The following is a 15,335-nucleotide window of genomic DNA, read 5'->3' as shown; positions in this document are numbered from 1 at the left end:
GTTCGGCGCCATCGCGCGACCATCCCGCCCCCAGCAGGTAGAATGGACCCATGCCTGTAATGCCGACCTCCCTTGCCGATCACCTGCTCGTCGCGCTGCCGTCGCTGCTCGACGCGACCTTTGCCCGCAGCGTCGCGCTGATCTGCCAGCACGACGAGAACGGGGCGATGGGCGTACTGGTCAACCAGCCTTCCGAATACACGCTGGGTGAAGTGCTTGCGCAGATGGACATCACCACCGGTGATGGCGAGCTGCAGGCGCGCATGGTGCTCAATGGCGGTCCGGTGCATCCCGAACGCGGCTTCGTCATCCACGACGACGCGCGCGCGTGGGATTCCAGCCTGACCGTGGGCGACGGCCTGTACCTGACCACCTCGCGCGACATCCTCGAAGCGATGGCGCGTGGCGAAGGCCCGGCCAATGCGGTGGTCACCCTCGGCTGTGCCGGTTGGGGCGCAGGGCAGCTGGAAAGCGAGCTGTCCGAGAACAGCTGGCTGACAGTGCCGGCCGATGCCGAGCTGGTGTTCCAGCTGCCGCTGGAGCAGCGCTGGCAGGGGGCGGCTTCGCGCATCGGCGTGGACCTGTTCCGGCTGACCGACTACAGCGGCCATGTCTGAGCCGGCCGCGCCCGCACCGGTTCCTGCTGCCCCGGCGATCCGCCGTGACGGCACCGTTCTGGGTTTCGATGTTGGCTCGCGACGCATCGGCGTGGCCATCGGCAGTGCTTTCGCCGCCCATGCGCGCGCGGTGGCCGTGGTCGATGTGCACGGCAACGGCCCGGACTGGACCGCGATCGAGCGCCTGCTCAAGGAATGGAAGCCCGACGGCCTGGTGGTCGGCGATCCGCTTACGCTGGACGGCCAGGACCAGCCCAACCGCAAGCGCGCGCAGGGCTTCGCCCGCCAGCTGCGGGAACGTTTCAAGCTGCCCGTGGTGATGATCGACGAGCGTTCCAGCTCGGTCGAGGCCGCACGCCGCTTCGCCGTCGAGCGCGCCGAAGGACGCAAGCGCCGCCGCGATGCGGCCGCCCTCGATGCTGTGGCCGCGGCGGTGATCATCGACCGCTGGCTGTCGTCCCCCGACGACGCCACTCCCATTCCCTGACTGCACGACTCCCGCCATGACTGCCCAGCAAATCGATGCCTCCGGACGCCTGCGCCACCTGCTGACCCTGGAGGGCCTGCCGCGCGAAACACTGCTGCAGTTGCTGGACCGGGCAGGGCAGATCCGTGACGCCGCAGTCGGCCGTGTCGGCAACAAGCGCCACGTGCTGGCCGGTTCTGCGGTATGCACGCTGTTCTTCGAACCGTCCACGCGCACCCGCAGCTCGTTCCAGCTGGCCGCGCAGCGCCTGGGCGCCGATGTGCTGAACTTCGACGCGTCGACCTCGTCCACGCGCAAGGGCGAAACGGCCTGCGACACGTTGCGCAACCTGGAAGCAATGGGCGTGCGCGGCTTCGTGGTGCGTCACCCCGATGACGGCGCCGTGGCCGCGCTGGCCGAGGCGGCGGGCGAGGGCACCGCACTGATCAACGCCGGCGACGGCCGCAGCGCGCACCCGACCCAGGGCCTGCTGGACATGCTGACCCTGCGCCAGGCCAAGGGCCCGGATTTCTCGAAGCTGAAGGTGGTGATCGTCGGCGACGTGAAGCACTCGCGCGTGGCGCGCACCGACCTGCATGCGCTGCGCACGCTGGGGGTGGGCGAGATCCGCGTGTGCGGCCCGCAGTCACTGCTGCCGGACGACGAGACCCTGAAGGGCTGCGTGGTCGGCGATGATTTCGATGCGATGCTGGAAGGCGCCGACGCGCTGATGATGCTGCGCCTGCAGCGCGAGCGCATGGAAGAAGGCCTGGTGCCGTCGCTGGAGCAGTACCACGCCCAGTACGGCCTGACCAACGAACGCCTGGCCCGTGCCGGCAAGGACGCTGCGGTGCTGCATCCGGGCCCGATCAACCGTGGCGTGGAAGTCACCGATGACGTGGCCGACGGCCCGCAGTCGTGGGTGCTGCGCCAGGTCGCCAACGGCGTCGCCGTGCGCATGGCCGTGCTGGAAACCCTGCTGGGCTGACCACTTTGGTGGGTGCCGACCGTTGGTCGGCGCGGTTGATCTGTCCTCATCCGACCCGGTGGGGGCCGACCGTTGGTCGGCACGGCAGATCTGTCCTCATCCGACCCGGTGGGTGCCGACCGTTGATCGGCACCGAACCATCAGTGCGGTGAAGTGCGGGCCTGGCCATTGAATGGTTCCGGGCCTACCTGTACTGACGTGGTAGCCCGATAGAAGAGGGATACCGGCAGGCGCACGCTTGGGCCCATGAACCGCGCACGCCTACGCCTTGGCCGTCATTCCCGGATCGGGCAATCCTACATCCTGACCACCGTCACCCAGGAACGTCGACGCTACTTCGATGATGCCACTGCGGCACAGGAGGTGATGGATGTGTTCCGTCGCATTGATGATGATGGCCTGACGCACTCACTTGCTATGTGGTCATGCCGGACCACATCCATTGGCTTGTGGAGATCCGCGCGTTCTCGTTGGACTACATCATGCAACGCTTCAAATCGAGCAGTGCATTGCGGATCAACCGCATGCTGGGTAAGACAGGACCATTTTGGCAATCGAGCTATCACGATCACGCCATGCGTTCTGAAGAATCACTGTTTCGCCATGCGATGTACATCGTCGCCAACCCGGTCAGGGCGAACTTGGCGAGCTGCGTGGGAGAGTATCCGTATGCCTGGTGCCGATGGGAGATCGATGGGAGGTACCAAGCAATGGATTACCCCGAAGCGGAGAGATAGTGCCGACCAACGGTCGGCACCCACCAATACCCGAGCCGACCAACGGTCGGCACCCACCAATACCCGAGCCGACCAACGGTCGGCACCCACCAATACCCAAGCCGACCAACGGTTGGCATCCACCCACAGATGTTTCCCAGCAGAAGCTATGGCTCAGCGCTTCTGCGCGAACATCCATTCCCACATCGCCGGGTCGGCGTAGGTGGCGTCCCAGGCATTGTGGTTGCCTTCCGGGTATTCGGTGTAGCGCACGTCACGCGCGTTGGCGTTCTGGAATGCGGCGTGCAGCCGGCGGTCGTCATTCGGCGGCACCACGTCATCCAGCGCGCCATGGAAGATCCAGATCGGCGTCTGCCGCAGGCGCTGGGCAATGGCCGCATACGGGTCGGTTTCACCGGCCACCTGTTCGACGAACAGGGTCGGACGTACCGCGCGCGGGGCCAGCACCGCGCCGCACACCGGCACGATCGCAGCAAATCGGTGCGGGTTGTCCAAGGCGATATTCCAGCTGCCGTAGCCACCCATCGACATGCCGGTCAGGTATTGCCGCGCCGGATCGGCACCGAACTCGGCGATCGCTGCATCCAGCGCGGCCAGGGCCACACGGTTGTTGCGCCCGCTCCATTCCCCGCGTCCCGGCGCCTGCGGAAATACGGCCAGCGCAGGGAAATCGGCGGCCTGCTCGCGCAGGTACGGTCCCAGCCCCGCGTGGGTCTGCTTCACGCCATCGGCGCCGCGCTCGCCCGAACCGTGCAGGAACAGCACGACCGGCAGTGAGCCCGGTGTACGCGCCGATGCGGCCGGAATGAATACCTGGTAGTAGGCCGTCTCGCCATCCACCTTCACGGCGCGGGCTTCGAAGCGACCCCGCGCGCCATCCGGCAGCGACGTGCAGGCGCTCATCAACAGAAGGGCCAGCAGTGGCAGCCAGCGCGACAGCAAACGGACCATGGGGTTTTCCGAAGTGGCGAGATCGCCTGCATCGTAGTCCGCTGTCGCCAGCGCGGCATCGTGCGCCGCGTCACTGCGGGCGCGGGAAGCTGGCAATGATGTCCAGTTGTTCCTGCGCATCGGCATTGCCTGCCGCCGCCGCAGCCTGCACCTGCGCCATATCCGGGTGCAGGACCACCAGCAGCGGGTTCTCGCAGACCGGGCAGTCATACTCGGTGGCGTCCTCGTCCAGTTCCATCTCCATGGCGCGCGAGCTGCCCTTCCACTCGCAGGCCGGGCAGGTGTGCTGCTGGTCGCGCCAGCCGGGCTGGAAATAGTTTTCGATCGTTGTTGCCATGGGTGTTCCGGTTGGGTGGAGTCAACGACCCGCGTGGCGGGGGCCGATCCTCGATGCGGTCAGTGCAGCAGCACCAGCGTGGCCAGGCCGAGGAAAGTGAAGAAGCCCATCGAGTCGGTCACTGCGGTCAGGAAGATACCGCTGGCCAGCGCTGGATCGAAGCCGAAGCGTTTCAGTGTGAGCGGCACCAGCACGCCGGCCAGCGCTGCGAACAGCAGGTTGCAGGTCAGCGCGATGGCGATCACCGCAGACAGCCCGGGTGAATGGAACCAGGCCAATACGATCAGGCCCAGCACCGAGCCGAGCATCACGCCGTTCAGCAGCGCAACACGCACTTCCTTCCACAGCAGGGTGCGCGCGTTGGAGGCGCCCACTTGGCCCAGCGCCAGGCCGCGCACCATCAGCGCCAGCACCTGGGTGCCGGCGTTGCCACCGAGGCCGGCCACGATCGGCATCAGCACCGCCAGCGCCACCAGCTTGTCGATGGTGCCCTCGAAGTGACCGACCACGCTGGAGGCCAGGAAGGCCGTGCACAGGTTGATCGACAGCCACATCAGGCGGCGGCGCATGGCGCGCCAGACCGGGCTGAACAGATCCTCGTCCTCGTCCAGGCCGGCGGCGCCCAGCGCCTGGTGCTCGGCCTGGCCACGGATGATGTCGACCACGTCATCGATGGTGATGCGACCAACGAGGATGTTGTTCTCGTCCACCACCGGTGCGGAGATCCAGTCATGGTCGGAGAACTGCCGCGCGACTTCCTGGTCGCTCTCGCCGACGTCGATGGCCGGCTGCTCGTCGTCGATCAGGCGGTTGATCGGGGTGGTGTCCTCGTGGGTCACCAGTGCCGCCAGCGACACCCGGCCAAGGTACTGATGGCGCCGGCTGACCACGAACAGGTGGTCGGTGTGGTCCGGCAGTTCGCCGCGCAGGCGCAGGTAGCGCAGCACCACGTCCACGTTGACGTCGGCGCGCACGGTCACCACGTCCGGGTTCATCAGGCGGCCGGCACTGTCCTCGGGATAGGACAGCACCTGTTCCAGGCGCTCGCGGTTCTCGCGGTCCATCGACTTGAGGACTTCGTCGATGACCGTATCGGGCAGGTCTTCGACCAGGTCGGCCAGGTCGTCGATGTCCAGGTCTTCGACCGCGGCGATGATTTCGTCCGGGTCCATGTCCGCGAGCAGGCTCTCGCGCACGTCGTCGCCGACGTGGACCAGCACCTCGCCGTCATCTTCCGGATCGACCAGGCCCCACACCACCTCACGCTTGCCCGGCGGCAGCGATTCAAGCAGGTTGCCGATCTCGGCCGGGGCCAGGGTGTTGACCAGGCGACGCACCGGGCCCAGCCGACCGCTGTCCAGTGCGTCGGACAGCATCCGCAGTTGGCGCGCAGTCTTGTCGTGGCGTACGGCTTCAGCCATCGCAGCTCCCGCAGGATAAGAAAAGCCGCGATCCCGGCAAGGATGCGGCAACAGGGGTGTTCAGCGCGTCATTATCGCAAGGGGATGTTTCAACGCATAGCCGAGGGGCGGTGGTTGCGCCGGCCGCTGGCCCGCAATCGTCCCCATCGAAGTCCACGAGATTGCCGGCCAGCGACCAGCACTACCCTCGGCAGTCAGGCCGTTTCGGCCACCAGCGCCAGCCAGCGCTCGATCGCGCGGCGGTCGCGTGCGGCCAGCAGCTTCGGCGCGCGCGCGCGCAATGCGGCCAGATCGGCATCGCGGATCGCACGGCGCACTTCCAGCAGCGTGCCGGGGTGCAGGCTGAACTCGGTCAGGCCCAGCGCCAGCAGCAGCGGGGTCATCCGTGCGTCGCCGGCCATCTCGCCGCAGACCGCCACCGGGATGCGGTGACGCGCGCCGGTCTCGATCACCATCTGCAGCAGTCGCAGCACGGCCGGATGCAGTGGCGAATACAGTTCGCCCAGTGCCTCGTTGTTGCGGTCGGCGGCCAGCAGGTACTGCACCAGGTCATTGGTGCCGATCGACAGGAAATCGACCAGGTCGATGAAGCTCTCCAGCGCCAGTGCTGCCGCAGGAACTTCGATCATCGCGCCCAGCGGCACGTGGTCGGACACCATGTGGCCCTCGCCGCGCAGCTGTTCGGTCAGCTTGAGCATGCGCCGGCGCACCGCCAGCAGTTCCTCGCGGGTGCTGACCATCGGCACCAGCACGCGCAGCTTGCCGTAGGCGGAGGCGCGCAGGATCGCGCGCAGCTGGGTATCGGCCACCTTCGGGCGTGCCAGCGACAGGCGTACGCCGCGCAGACCCAGGGCGGGGTTCTCTTCATTGCTGAGGGTCAGGCCGGTGCGGTCGGCCTTGTCCGCGCCCAGATCGAGCGTGCGGATGGTGACCGGTCGCCCGCTCATGCCCAACGCGGCATCCCGGTAGGTCTGGAACTGTTCTTCTTCATCCGGCAGCTCGTTGCGCTGCAGGAACAGGAACTCGGTGCGGTACAGGCCCAGTCCCTGCGCGCCCAGCGCGTGCGCCTGGGTGACGTCTTCCAGCGATTCGGCATTGGCCAGCAGGGCGATGTCGACCTGGTCGCGGGTGCGGCTGGGCTTGCTGCGCAGGCGGCCGAGCTCGCGCTGCTCGCGCGCATGCTCCTTCAGGCGCGCGCGATAGTCACGCAGGTTGTCGGCCTGCGGGTTGGCGGTGATGCTGCCGTCGGCGCCATCGATGATCAGCACGTCGCCATCGGCGATGCGGCTGAGCAGCTGCGGAACGTTCACGATCAACGGCAGATGCAGGCTGCGCGCCAGGATCGCACTGTGCGACAGCGCGCTGCCGGCGGCGGTGACGATGCCAACCACGCCCTGGGCCTGCAGCTGGGCCAGTTCGGACGGGGCGATGTTGTCGCAGACCAGGATCTCGCCGGCCAGGCCCTTCATCACCGGCGCGCGTTCAGGCTGCAGGAACGCGTGGATGCGGCCGATGACATGGTCCAGGTCGTCCATGCGGCTCTTCAGGTAGGCATCGTCCATGCCATCGAAGACCTTGGCCAGGCGGTCACGCTGCAGGCGCAATGCGTAGCCGGCACTGTAGGGACCGCTGCGGATCAGCTCGTCCAGCCCGAACAACAGCTCGGGATCGTCCAGCAGCAGCGCGTGCAGGTCCAGGAACTCGCCCACTTCCTGGTTCAATGCGCCATGCAGGCGCTGGCGCAGTTCGTGCATTTCCGTGCGCGCGGCATCCACCGCACGATGCAGGCGGGCCAGCTCGGCCTCGACCTGGTGGGCGCCGATGCGTTGCTCGGCCACCTCCAGCGCATGCGGCAGGCGTACCCGTGCGCGGCCCATCGCCGCGCCACGGGCAGCACCGTGCCCAGCCAGCAGCTGGACCGGCCGCTGGCCGGAAGGAGCCTGGCCGGCGCGCGCGCGCGGCACGCTCAGCTGTCCTCGTCGAAGCGGCGCTCGAACAGACCGACCACCGCTTCCATCGCGGCGGCTTCGTCCTCGCCGTTGATGCGCACCGTGACCGGAGTGCCCTGGCCGGCGGCCAGCAGCATCACGCCCATGATGCTCTTGGCGTTGATCTCACGGCCCTTGGCGGCCATGGTCACGTTGCAGCGGAACGGCGCCAGGGTCTGCACCAGCTTGGCGGTGGCCCGGGCGTGCAGGCCCAGGCGGTTGCTCACGGTGAGTTCTCGTTCAAGCATCGTCGACTATCGCTCCATTACGGGTGCCCGCCGCGGCTGTGGCGGGCAGTTGATCCAGTCCCTGTTCCGGATAATTCATCACCCGCAGCAACATCGGCAGGCTCAGCGCCGATACCCGGCGAACCGGGGTCCCCAACCGGGCCAGCTGCCCGGCTAGGTTGGCGGGGCTGGCGCCGTACAGGTCGGTCAGGATCAGCACGCCATCCCCTGCATCGACCCGCCGCAGGGCGGCCGAGGCGAGCGGGAGCAGGGCGTCCAGGTCTGCGTCGAACGGTACTTCGAAAGCTTCGGTTTTCAGCGGCAATTGCCGCAGGAGCCGGGTCGCCACCTCAAGCAGGGCGGGCCCGACCCCCGGATGTGTTACGAGGAGAATGCCACAGGTCATTACTGCACGTTAACAGGTCAAGGTGAATTGGCGATAGCAGCAGATGAGGGGCACTGTGTCCCGTATTCAGCGTTGCTCGCAAGGGGAGCCTTTCAGTTGAGAAAGAGATCCGACCCCATCCGTTTTTCGATGCCTGACAGCGATTCATCCACGCACGCGTGGATCCATCGTGTCGACCAGGGTCGACACCCACCAGCAGCAGAAATCTGTCAGAGGTGGGGCGGTGTGGGTCTGCAGGACCGTTGGCGCCATGGATGGCGCCATCGAGCCCCCAGGGGTGAGGGCGCTTTGCTTGCGAAGCACTGCTTCGCAAGCGCCCGAACGCCCAGCCGCCAGCGGCTGGGCCGGACCGCGGAGCGGGGTCTACGGCGTGTCCTGCAGATCCACACCGCCCCGCCATCCCACGGATTGCCGCTTCTGCTGTTGCTGTTGCCGGCCAGCGGCCGGCACTACCGGCGGGTGCTGGGCGCAGCCCGGCCGACCACCCTCAATCCTGTTCGCGGTGATACGTGGCCACATCTTCCCAGCCCATCTCGCGGGCATGCCGGGCCAGGCGCTCGGCCAGGAACACCGAGCGGTGCTTGCCGCCGGTGCAGCCGAACGCCACCGTCACGTAGCTGCGGGTGCCATCCCCCAGTTTCGGCAGCCACGTATCGAGGAAATCCATCAGCTGGGCCAGGTAACGCTGCACGTCCGGCTGTGCTTCCAGATAGTCGCGCACGCCCGGTTCGCGGCCGCTCAGCGCACGCAGATCGGGGTCCCAGTGTGGATTGGGCAGCACCCGCGCATCGAATACGAAGTCCGCCTCGGCCGGCACGCCGCGCTTGTACGCGAACGATTCGAACAGCAGGGACAGTCCGGTGGCATGGTCCAGCGTGAACTCGGTGATGATCCGCCGCCGCAGCTGATGCACGTTGAGGTTGCTGGTATCGATCACCGCATCGGCCTCGCGGCGCAGCGGTGCCGTCAATTCACGTTCGCGTGCGATCGCTTCGGGCAGCGACAGGCCCAGCTGGCTCAGCGGATGACGGCGCCGGGTGTCGGCGTAGCGCTTGAGCACAGCCTCATCGCTGGCCTCGAAGAACAGTACCTTCACTTCCACGCCGGCGTCAGTGGCCAGCTGCCGCCAGTTGCCCAGCTGGCTCAGATCGGCCTGTCCGCGAACGTCGATGCCCACGGCCAGGCGGCGCGGCGCGCTGCCGTCATGGTTGGCCAGCAGGCTGCGCACGAAGTCGGGCAGCAGATTGATCGGCAGGTTGTCCGAGCAGTAGTAGTCCTGGTCCTCGAAGGTCTTCAGGGCGACGGATTTACCCGAGCCGGACAGGCCGCTGACGATGATCAGGGTCGGGGCGGAGGGGGTGACGGTGCTCATGGACAGGCTCTTCGAGGGGCAGGGAAATCAGGGTGTTCGCCGTTCCAGCAGGTTGCTGTGGCGGGCGATGAACATAGCCGCCGGGTCGATGCCCTTGGTGCGCAGGATGTGCAGGCGGGTCGCGGCTTCGGTCAGTACGGCCAGGTTGCGGCCGGGCATCACCGGCAGGGTGATCAGCGGAACGTCCAGGTCCAGCACATGGCGGGTGCCCGAATCGCCGGTCAGGCGTTCGTAGCCATGTGGGGTGGGTTCGGTCATCGGCTTGGTCAGGTGGACGATCAGCCGAAGGTACTTGTTCTTCTTTACAGCCGTGTCGCCGAACATCTCGCGCACGTTGAGCACGCCCAGGCCGCGCACTTCCAGCAGGTCCTGCAGCAGTTCGGGGCAGGTGCCGTCGAGTACGTCCGGGGCGATCTGGGTGAACTCGGGGGCATCGTCGGCGACCAGGCGATGGCCGCGGGTGAGCAGCTCCAGCGCCAGCTCGCTCTTGCCCGATCCGGCCTCGCCGGTGATCAGCACGCCGATGGAATAGATCTCCATGAACACGCCGTGCAGGATCACCCGCGGCGCCAGCGTACGCGCCAGATGGTAGGACAGGTGGTTGAGCAGTTCGTGGCCGCGCTTGGGCGAGAGCCACAGCGGCGTGCCGGATTCGTCAGCAGCGGCGCGGAGGTCTTCCGGGCAGGGCTGGTTGCGGGTCAGCACCAGCGCCAGCGGGTGCGACTGCATGATCTTTTCGATGGTCTCCCAGCGCTGGCGTGGTTCCAGTGCATCCAGCCAGGACAGTTCCTCGGTGCCCAGGATCTGCACCTTGTTGGGATAGATCGCGTTGAGGTAGCCGGCCAGCGAGGGACGCCGCGAGACGGTATTGCCGGCCTCCAGCTCGCGCTTCTCACCGGACTTGCCGGCGGCCCAGCGCAACCCCAGCCGCTCGCGCTGCTGTTCGAACAGTTCACGGGCGGTGATGCTGGTATTCATGCGGCACTCGCAGGAGGGGTCATGTCCAGCGCCTCGCGCAGCGCCCGGGCATCGCCCGCTTCGCGCAGGGCCTGGCGGATGTCCGGCGCGGAAAACAGTTCGGCCAGCTCGGACAACAGCATCAGGTGCTGGTGGGTGTAGTGGGCGGGGACGGCCATGGCGAACACCAGGTCCACCGGTTCGTCGCCGCCGAAATCGACCGGGGCGGCCAATCGCAGCAGGGCGCCACGGGGGCGATCAAGGGTAGGCGCGCGGCCGTGGGGGATGGCGATGCCGTGGCCGATCGCGGTGCTGCCCAGGGCTTCGCGCTGGCACAGGTTCAGGTAGATCTGTTCGGCATTGGCCTGGCGGCAGGCCAGCAACCCGGCGGCGGCCTGCAGGACGCTGTCACGGTCGGTGGCCGTGCAGAGCTGGGTCTGCACGGCCGCCAGGAGGTCAGTCAGGGGCATGTCTGCGGGGAACGGTGGCGATCAGCCACCATTGTCGCCCACCGGCAGCGGCGCGTGCTGCTGTTTTTTCTCCTTGTGCTTGATCACCAGGCGGTCAAGCTTGTCCGCAAGCAGGTCGATCGCGGCATACATGGTCTGGGCATTGGCCTCCGCGTGCAGGGTCTGGCCCGGGATGTTGAGGCTGGCGTCGACATGGTGTTCGGTCTTCTGCAGCTTGAGGGTCACCCGCGCTTCGCAGTGCTGGTCGAAGTGCTTTCCGATCCGGGCCAGCTTTTCCTCCACATAGGACTGCAGGGCCGGGGTGACTTCGACATCTTTGCCAAACGTTTCGATGCGCATCGGGTTTCTCCTGTGTTCGGATGTGCCAATGAACCTCTCCGCCGGGCGCGGCGGCGCGTCAAGCGATTCTGACCCTTTCGTGCGAGGCGGAAATGTTCATGGCTTCACGATACTTCGCCACGGTGCGCCGCGCTACTGGGATTCCCGACGATTTGAGCAGGTCAGCCAGCTTGGCGTCAGAAAGCGGCTTGCGCGGATTCTCATCGTCGATCAGGCGCCGGATCATCGCCTGGATGGCGGTGCTGGACGCCTCGCCGCCGCCTTCGGTATCGATGCCGGAGGCGAAGAAGGCCCGCAGTGGCAGGGTGCCGCGCGGGGTGCGCACGTGCTTGCGGGCGATCGCACGCGACACCGTGGATTCGTGCAGGCCCAGTTCGGTGGCAATCTCGCGCAGGGTCAGTGGGCGCAGCGCCTGCTCGCCGAATTCAAGGAAGCCGGCCTGCTGCAGGATCAGGCTTCGCACGACGCGCAACAGGGTTTCGCCGCGCTGCTGCAGGCCTTTCAGCAGCCAGCGTGCTTCCTGCAGCTGGGCACGCAGGTAGCCGGCATCGGCATCGCCGCAACGCCGGATAAGCTGTTCGTAGCCGCGGTGGATCACCACCTTCGGCCCGGCATGGGCGGCCAGTGCAGCGCGCCACACGCCGTTCTGCCGCCATACCACCACGTCCGGCACCACGTAAGTGTCCTGCGACAGCGGTGCGATCTGCGTGCCCGGGCGCGGGTCCAGCGAGCGCAGCAGCGCGACGGCAGTCTCGACCTCGTCCATCGGCTGCTTCAACTCATGAGCAAGCCCGGCGACGCCACTGCGTGGCAGCCGTTCCAGCGGGCCTGCGGCAATCTGTCGCGCCAGCGCCAGCCCGGGCGTTTCGCCGGGCAGCACATCCAGCTGAAGCAGCAGGCATTCGCCCAGCGTGCGTGCAGCCACACCCACCGGATCGAAGCGCTGGATGCGATGCAGCACGGCGAGGATCTCGTCCTCGCCGGCGTGGATCGCCGGCAACAGGGTGTCGGCGATGGTGCCCAGCGGTTCGCGCAGATAACCGTCATCGTCCAGTGCATCGATGAGCGCGGCACCGATGCTGCGATCACGTGGGGACAGATGCGACAGATGCAGCTGCCACAGCAGATGGTCGGCCAGCGTTTCGGTTTCGGCTACGCGCTCGGCGGCGCTGCCATTGTCGTCGTCATCGTCGAAGCTGCCGCCGCTGCCGGACGCGTTCCAGTCCAGTTCCGCCGGCGCCCAGTCGTCGCCGGCATCGGCGCGTTCTGCGGGCGCATCGTTGCCGTTGTCGTCGCCTTCGCCGGCAGGACTGCTGCTGTCACTGCTGTCGGCCCAGTCCAGCAGCGGATTGCTTTCCACCGCCTGGGCGATTTCCAGCTCCAGCTCGGTGGTGGACATCTGCAGCAGCTTGATCGCCTGCTGCAACTGGGGCGTAAGCACCAGTTGCTGTCCCAACGATGTCTGCAGCCGAGTCTTCATGCCTGTGCCGAAAGGAAGGAAAGGGACCCGGCGACTGCTTCACAGCTTGAAGGAATCCCCGAGGTAGACGCGGCGTACATCGGCGTTGTCCAGGATCGCTTCCGGCGAACCCTGGGCCAGCACGCTGCCCTCGGCGAGGATATACGCGCGGTCGCAGATACCCAAGGTCTCGCGCACGTTGTGGTCGGTGATCAGCACGCCGATGCCACGCTGCTTGAGATGGGTGACGATGCGCTGGATCTCGCCGACCGAAATCGGATCGACACCGGCGAACGGCTCGTCAAGCAGGATCAGGCGCGGCTGCGCTGCCAGGGCGCGGGCGATCTCGCAGCGGCGGCGTTCGCCACCGGACAGGCTGGCGCCAAGCTGGTCGGCAACATGGCCCAGCTGCAGTTCGTCGAGCAGGCTGTTCAATTCGCGCTCGCGGCCGGCCGCATCCAGGTCTTCGCGCAGCTCCAGCACCAGGCGGATGTTGTCGGCCACGGTCAGCTTGCGGAATACCGACGGTTCCTGCGGCAGATAGCCCACGCCCTGCTTGGCGCGGGTATACATCGGGTCGCCGGTGATGTCCTTGCCGTCGAGCACGATGCTGCCAGCGTCAGCCGCAACCAGGCCGACGATCATGTAGAAGCAGGTGGTCTTGCCGGCACCGTTGGGGCCCAGCAGGCCGACCACTTCGCCGGCGTCGAGGGTCAGCCCGAAATCCTTGACGACTTCGCGCTGCTTGTACTTCTTGCGCAGGCCCTTGGCGACGAGCATTACTTCCTGCTCCCGGCCGGCTGCGCCGGCGTGGTGGCCTTGGGCTGTGCCGCAGGCGCGGCCGGGGTCTTGTTCTTCGGCGGGATGACGGTGCGCACACGGCTGCCGTCACCACCGGAGTTCATTTCGCCGGTGCGGGTGTTGTAGACCATGCGCTGGCCGGCATTGGTGCCGCGCGCGCTGGTGACCTTGTAGTTGCCGGTCAGGGTGATGATCTCGGTCTTGATGTCGTAGTCGATGCGGTCGGCAACGGCATCCATCCAGGTGCCGTCATCGAGCTGCTGCTTCATCTTGGCCTGCTTGCCAGTGAACACCGCGCGCACGGCTTCGCCATCCTTGAGGTAGATCTCGGCCTCGGACGAGCGCAGGTCCAGCGTGCCCTGGGTGATGATCACGCCCTGCGACAGCACGGTCTTGCCGTCGCCGGTGAGCGTGCCGGACTGGGCGCCGGAATCGATGTGCATGTCTTCGTTGCGGTCGGTGGACTTGGCGAAGGCGGCGCTGGGGACAAGAAGACCGAGCGCGAGTACGGCGGCAAAGGAAATCTTCATCGGGGTCCGTTCTACCGGTGGGGGCCTCCCGGGCGGGCCGGGGGCGGAGGGTGGGGCTGCCGGCCCTGCGCCTGTCCGGAGACGTCGCGGGCTGGCGGCGGAATCAGCGTTTGGGCGTGTAACGGCCCTTGGACTGGCTGAGGAAATGATACGTGTTGTTCTTCGAATCCACTTCGAAGCCGACGCCGGACTGTTCCATGCCCGGGCGGGTCATGGTCACCAGGGCGTCGGTGCGGGCGCGGTTCTCCTTCGGGAACACGTCCAGATGGTCGGTGCGGAAGGTGGTCGGCACCACGCCCGGATCGGCCGGGCTGTCGCCGGCCACATTGCCGCGCAGCTTCATCTGGTCGCCCTTGGCGCTGAGCCAGCCGGTCTCGGCACGCAGGGTCCAGTGCTTGCCATCCTTGTCCGGCATCTCGAACAGCGGCGTGGCGATGTTGATGGTCTGGTCGCCACGCTGGCGCTCCAGCCGCGGCGCACGCAGGGTGGTCGACTCCTTGCCGTGCTCATCCAGGGCCACGATCTGGAAGTCGTGCAGAACGTAGTCCACACCCGGCTCCTGGCTGTCGTTGGCCGGGCCCTTGTCGCGGTTGCGCAGGGCGGCCCAGCTGCTGAGCAGCGCCGCCAGCAGCAGGCCGACGCCCAGCAGGGTGCGCCAGTTCAGTGTCGGCAGGCTCATGCGCCGAACCTCGCCAGCACCGAATCCACGTGGCCCTGTGCGGCCAGCAGGATGTCGCACAGTTCGCGGGCGGCGCCACGTCCGCCGTCGGCGCGGGTCTGCCAGTGCACGCGCTCGGCGATCCACGGGTGGGCGTTGGCCGGGGCCACTGCCAGGCCGACCGCGCCCAGCGGCGCCAGGTCCGGCAGGTCGTCGCCCATGAAGGCCACCTGCTCCAGGCCGACGCCGTGCTGCGCGCACAGCGCCTGCACGCTGGCCAGCTTGTCGCCCACGGCGATCTGGGTGTCGATGCCGAGGTCGGCGCCGCGCTTGAGCGCGGACTGGCTGTTGCGCGCGGTGATCAGCACGGGATGGATGCCGTGCTGCTGCAGCAGTTTCAGGCCCAGACCGTCCTGCACGAAGTACGCCTTGCTCTCGTTGCCGTCCTTGTCGTAGTACAGCCGACCGTCGGTGAGGGTACCGTCCACGTCGAAGCAGGCCAGGCGGACGCGGACCGCAGCGGCATGCAGGTGGGCGGGGAACGCGGGCAGCGGGGACCAGGGCATCAGGCGATCAGGCTCGGTGGGGGCGGGTGGGGCATTACAGACTGA

The 15,335-nt window shown here is 67.2% G+C and carries 18 protein-coding genes and 1 pseudogene; 4 read left to right on the top strand and 15 right to left on the bottom strand.

The annotated features are described in order from the left end of the window. Positions 1–50 precede the first annotated feature (50 nt). The 4 genes and pseudogenes from AC5P7R_RS02020 to AC5P7R_RS02005 all read left to right on the top strand — a co-directional run bounded on the left by AC5P7R_RS02020 (position 51) and on the right by AC5P7R_RS02005 (position 2,808). Complete coding sequence (locus AC5P7R_RS02020; protein ID WP_058979385.1) at positions 51–617, top strand: YqgE/AlgH family protein; 567 nt, start codon at positions 51–53, stop codon at positions 615–617. Further along, positions 610–1,104: a Holliday junction resolvase RuvX gene (gene ruvX, locus AC5P7R_RS02015; protein ID WP_005415547.1), complete on the top strand. Its 495-nt coding sequence runs from the start codon at positions 610–612 to the stop codon at positions 1,102–1,104. Before AC5P7R_RS02020 ends, ruvX begins: the two co-directional genes overlap by 8 nt. A gap of 16 nt (positions 1,105–1,120) precedes the next feature. Continuing rightward, on the top strand, positions 1,121–2,071 hold the full coding sequence (locus AC5P7R_RS02010; RefSeq protein ID WP_021202595.1) for an aspartate carbamoyltransferase catalytic subunit: 951 nt from the start codon (positions 1,121–1,123) through the stop codon (positions 2,069–2,071). A gap of 246 nt (positions 2,072–2,317) precedes the next feature. Then, positions 2,318–2,808 (top strand): annotated as a pseudogene (locus AC5P7R_RS02005) (REP-associated tyrosine transposase). A 153-nt stretch (positions 2,809–2,961) separates the two neighbouring features. Here AC5P7R_RS02005 and AC5P7R_RS02000 read toward each other — a convergent pair. The 15 genes from AC5P7R_RS02000 to AC5P7R_RS01930 form a co-directional block, all read right to left on the bottom strand. Continuing rightward, the gene (locus AC5P7R_RS02000) at positions 2,962–3,759 is read right to left on the bottom strand and encodes a carboxylesterase family protein (protein WP_227854429.1); all 798 of its coding nucleotides are present in this window, start codon (positions 3,757–3,759) and stop codon (positions 2,962–2,964) included. Positions 3,760–3,829: 70 nt separating this feature from the next. Next, entirely contained in the window at positions 3,830–4,096 is a 267-nt protein-coding gene (locus AC5P7R_RS01995; RefSeq protein WP_021202593.1) for a hypothetical protein, read from the bottom strand. A gap of 59 nt (positions 4,097–4,155) precedes the next feature. Continuing rightward, on the bottom strand, positions 4,156–5,517 hold the full coding sequence (mgtE, locus tag AC5P7R_RS01990; RefSeq protein WP_019659456.1) for a magnesium transporter: 1,362 nt from the start codon (positions 5,515–5,517) through the stop codon (positions 4,156–4,158). Positions 5,518–5,711: 194 nt separating this feature from the next. Further along, positions 5,712–7,481, bottom strand: a complete 1,770-nt coding sequence (gene ptsP / locus AC5P7R_RS01985; protein ID WP_021202592.1) for a phosphoenolpyruvate--protein phosphotransferase — start codon at positions 7,479–7,481, stop codon at positions 5,712–5,714. 2 nt (positions 7,482–7,483) lie between these two features. Beyond that, entirely contained in the window at positions 7,484–7,753 is a 270-nt protein-coding gene (locus AC5P7R_RS01980) for an HPr family phosphocarrier protein (RefSeq protein ID WP_005408385.1), read from the bottom strand. After that, complete coding sequence (locus AC5P7R_RS01975; protein ID WP_019659454.1) at positions 7,746–8,138, bottom strand: PTS sugar transporter subunit IIA; 393 nt, start codon at positions 8,136–8,138, stop codon at positions 7,746–7,748. The genes AC5P7R_RS01980 and AC5P7R_RS01975 overlap by 8 nt, the downstream gene beginning before the upstream one ends. 487 nt (positions 8,139–8,625) lie before the next feature. Continuing rightward, entirely contained in the window at positions 8,626–9,510 is an 885-nt protein-coding gene (gene rapZ, locus AC5P7R_RS01970) for an RNase adapter RapZ (protein WP_019659453.1), read from the bottom strand. 27 nt (positions 9,511–9,537) lie between these two features. Continuing rightward, on the bottom strand, positions 9,538–10,488 hold the full coding sequence (gene hprK / locus AC5P7R_RS01965; protein WP_019659452.1) for an HPr(Ser) kinase/phosphatase: 951 nt from the start codon (positions 10,486–10,488) through the stop codon (positions 9,538–9,540). Further along, positions 10,485–10,937, bottom strand: a complete 453-nt coding sequence (locus AC5P7R_RS01960) for a PTS sugar transporter subunit IIA (RefSeq protein WP_019659451.1) — start codon at positions 10,935–10,937, stop codon at positions 10,485–10,487. Before AC5P7R_RS01960 ends, hprK begins: the two co-directional genes overlap by 4 nt. Before the next feature lie 21 nt (positions 10,938–10,958). Then, on the bottom strand, positions 10,959–11,276 hold the full coding sequence (gene hpf / locus AC5P7R_RS01955; protein WP_004147311.1) for a ribosome hibernation-promoting factor, HPF/YfiA family: 318 nt from the start codon (positions 11,274–11,276) through the stop codon (positions 10,959–10,961). A 58-nt stretch (positions 11,277–11,334) separates the two neighbouring features. Next, entirely contained in the window at positions 11,335–12,756 is a 1,422-nt protein-coding gene (locus AC5P7R_RS01950; protein ID WP_021202591.1) for an RNA polymerase factor sigma-54, read from the bottom strand. A 39-nt stretch (positions 12,757–12,795) separates the two neighbouring features. Next, the gene (gene lptB, locus AC5P7R_RS01945) at positions 12,796–13,515 is read right to left on the bottom strand and encodes an LPS export ABC transporter ATP-binding protein (protein ID WP_019659449.1); all 720 of its coding nucleotides are present in this window, start codon (positions 13,513–13,515) and stop codon (positions 12,796–12,798) included. Then, positions 13,515–14,066 (bottom strand): lipopolysaccharide transport periplasmic protein LptA, encoded by a 552-nt coding sequence (gene lptA, locus AC5P7R_RS01940; protein WP_019659448.1) that lies wholly within the window; start codon positions 14,064–14,066, stop codon positions 13,515–13,517. Before lptA ends, lptB begins: the two co-directional genes overlap by 1 nt. 103 nt (positions 14,067–14,169) lie before the next feature. After that, positions 14,170–14,745 (bottom strand): LPS export ABC transporter periplasmic protein LptC, encoded by a 576-nt coding sequence (lptC, locus tag AC5P7R_RS01935; RefSeq protein WP_019659447.1) that lies wholly within the window; start codon positions 14,743–14,745, stop codon positions 14,170–14,172. Further along, positions 14,742–15,290 carry a KdsC family phosphatase gene (locus AC5P7R_RS01930; RefSeq protein WP_134732236.1) on the bottom strand — a complete coding sequence of 183 codons (549 nt, stop codon included), beginning with the start codon at positions 15,288–15,290 and terminating at the stop codon, positions 14,742–14,744. Before AC5P7R_RS01930 ends, lptC begins: the two co-directional genes overlap by 4 nt. Between the last annotated feature and the right edge of the window lie 45 nt (positions 15,291–15,335).

The sequence above is a fragment of the Stenotrophomonas sp. YJH_SMC_27 genome (genome assembly GCF_059369815.1).
The sequence above is the reverse complement of the archived record's forward strand: the minus strand, read 5'-3'. Positions and strand labels throughout refer to the sequence as shown.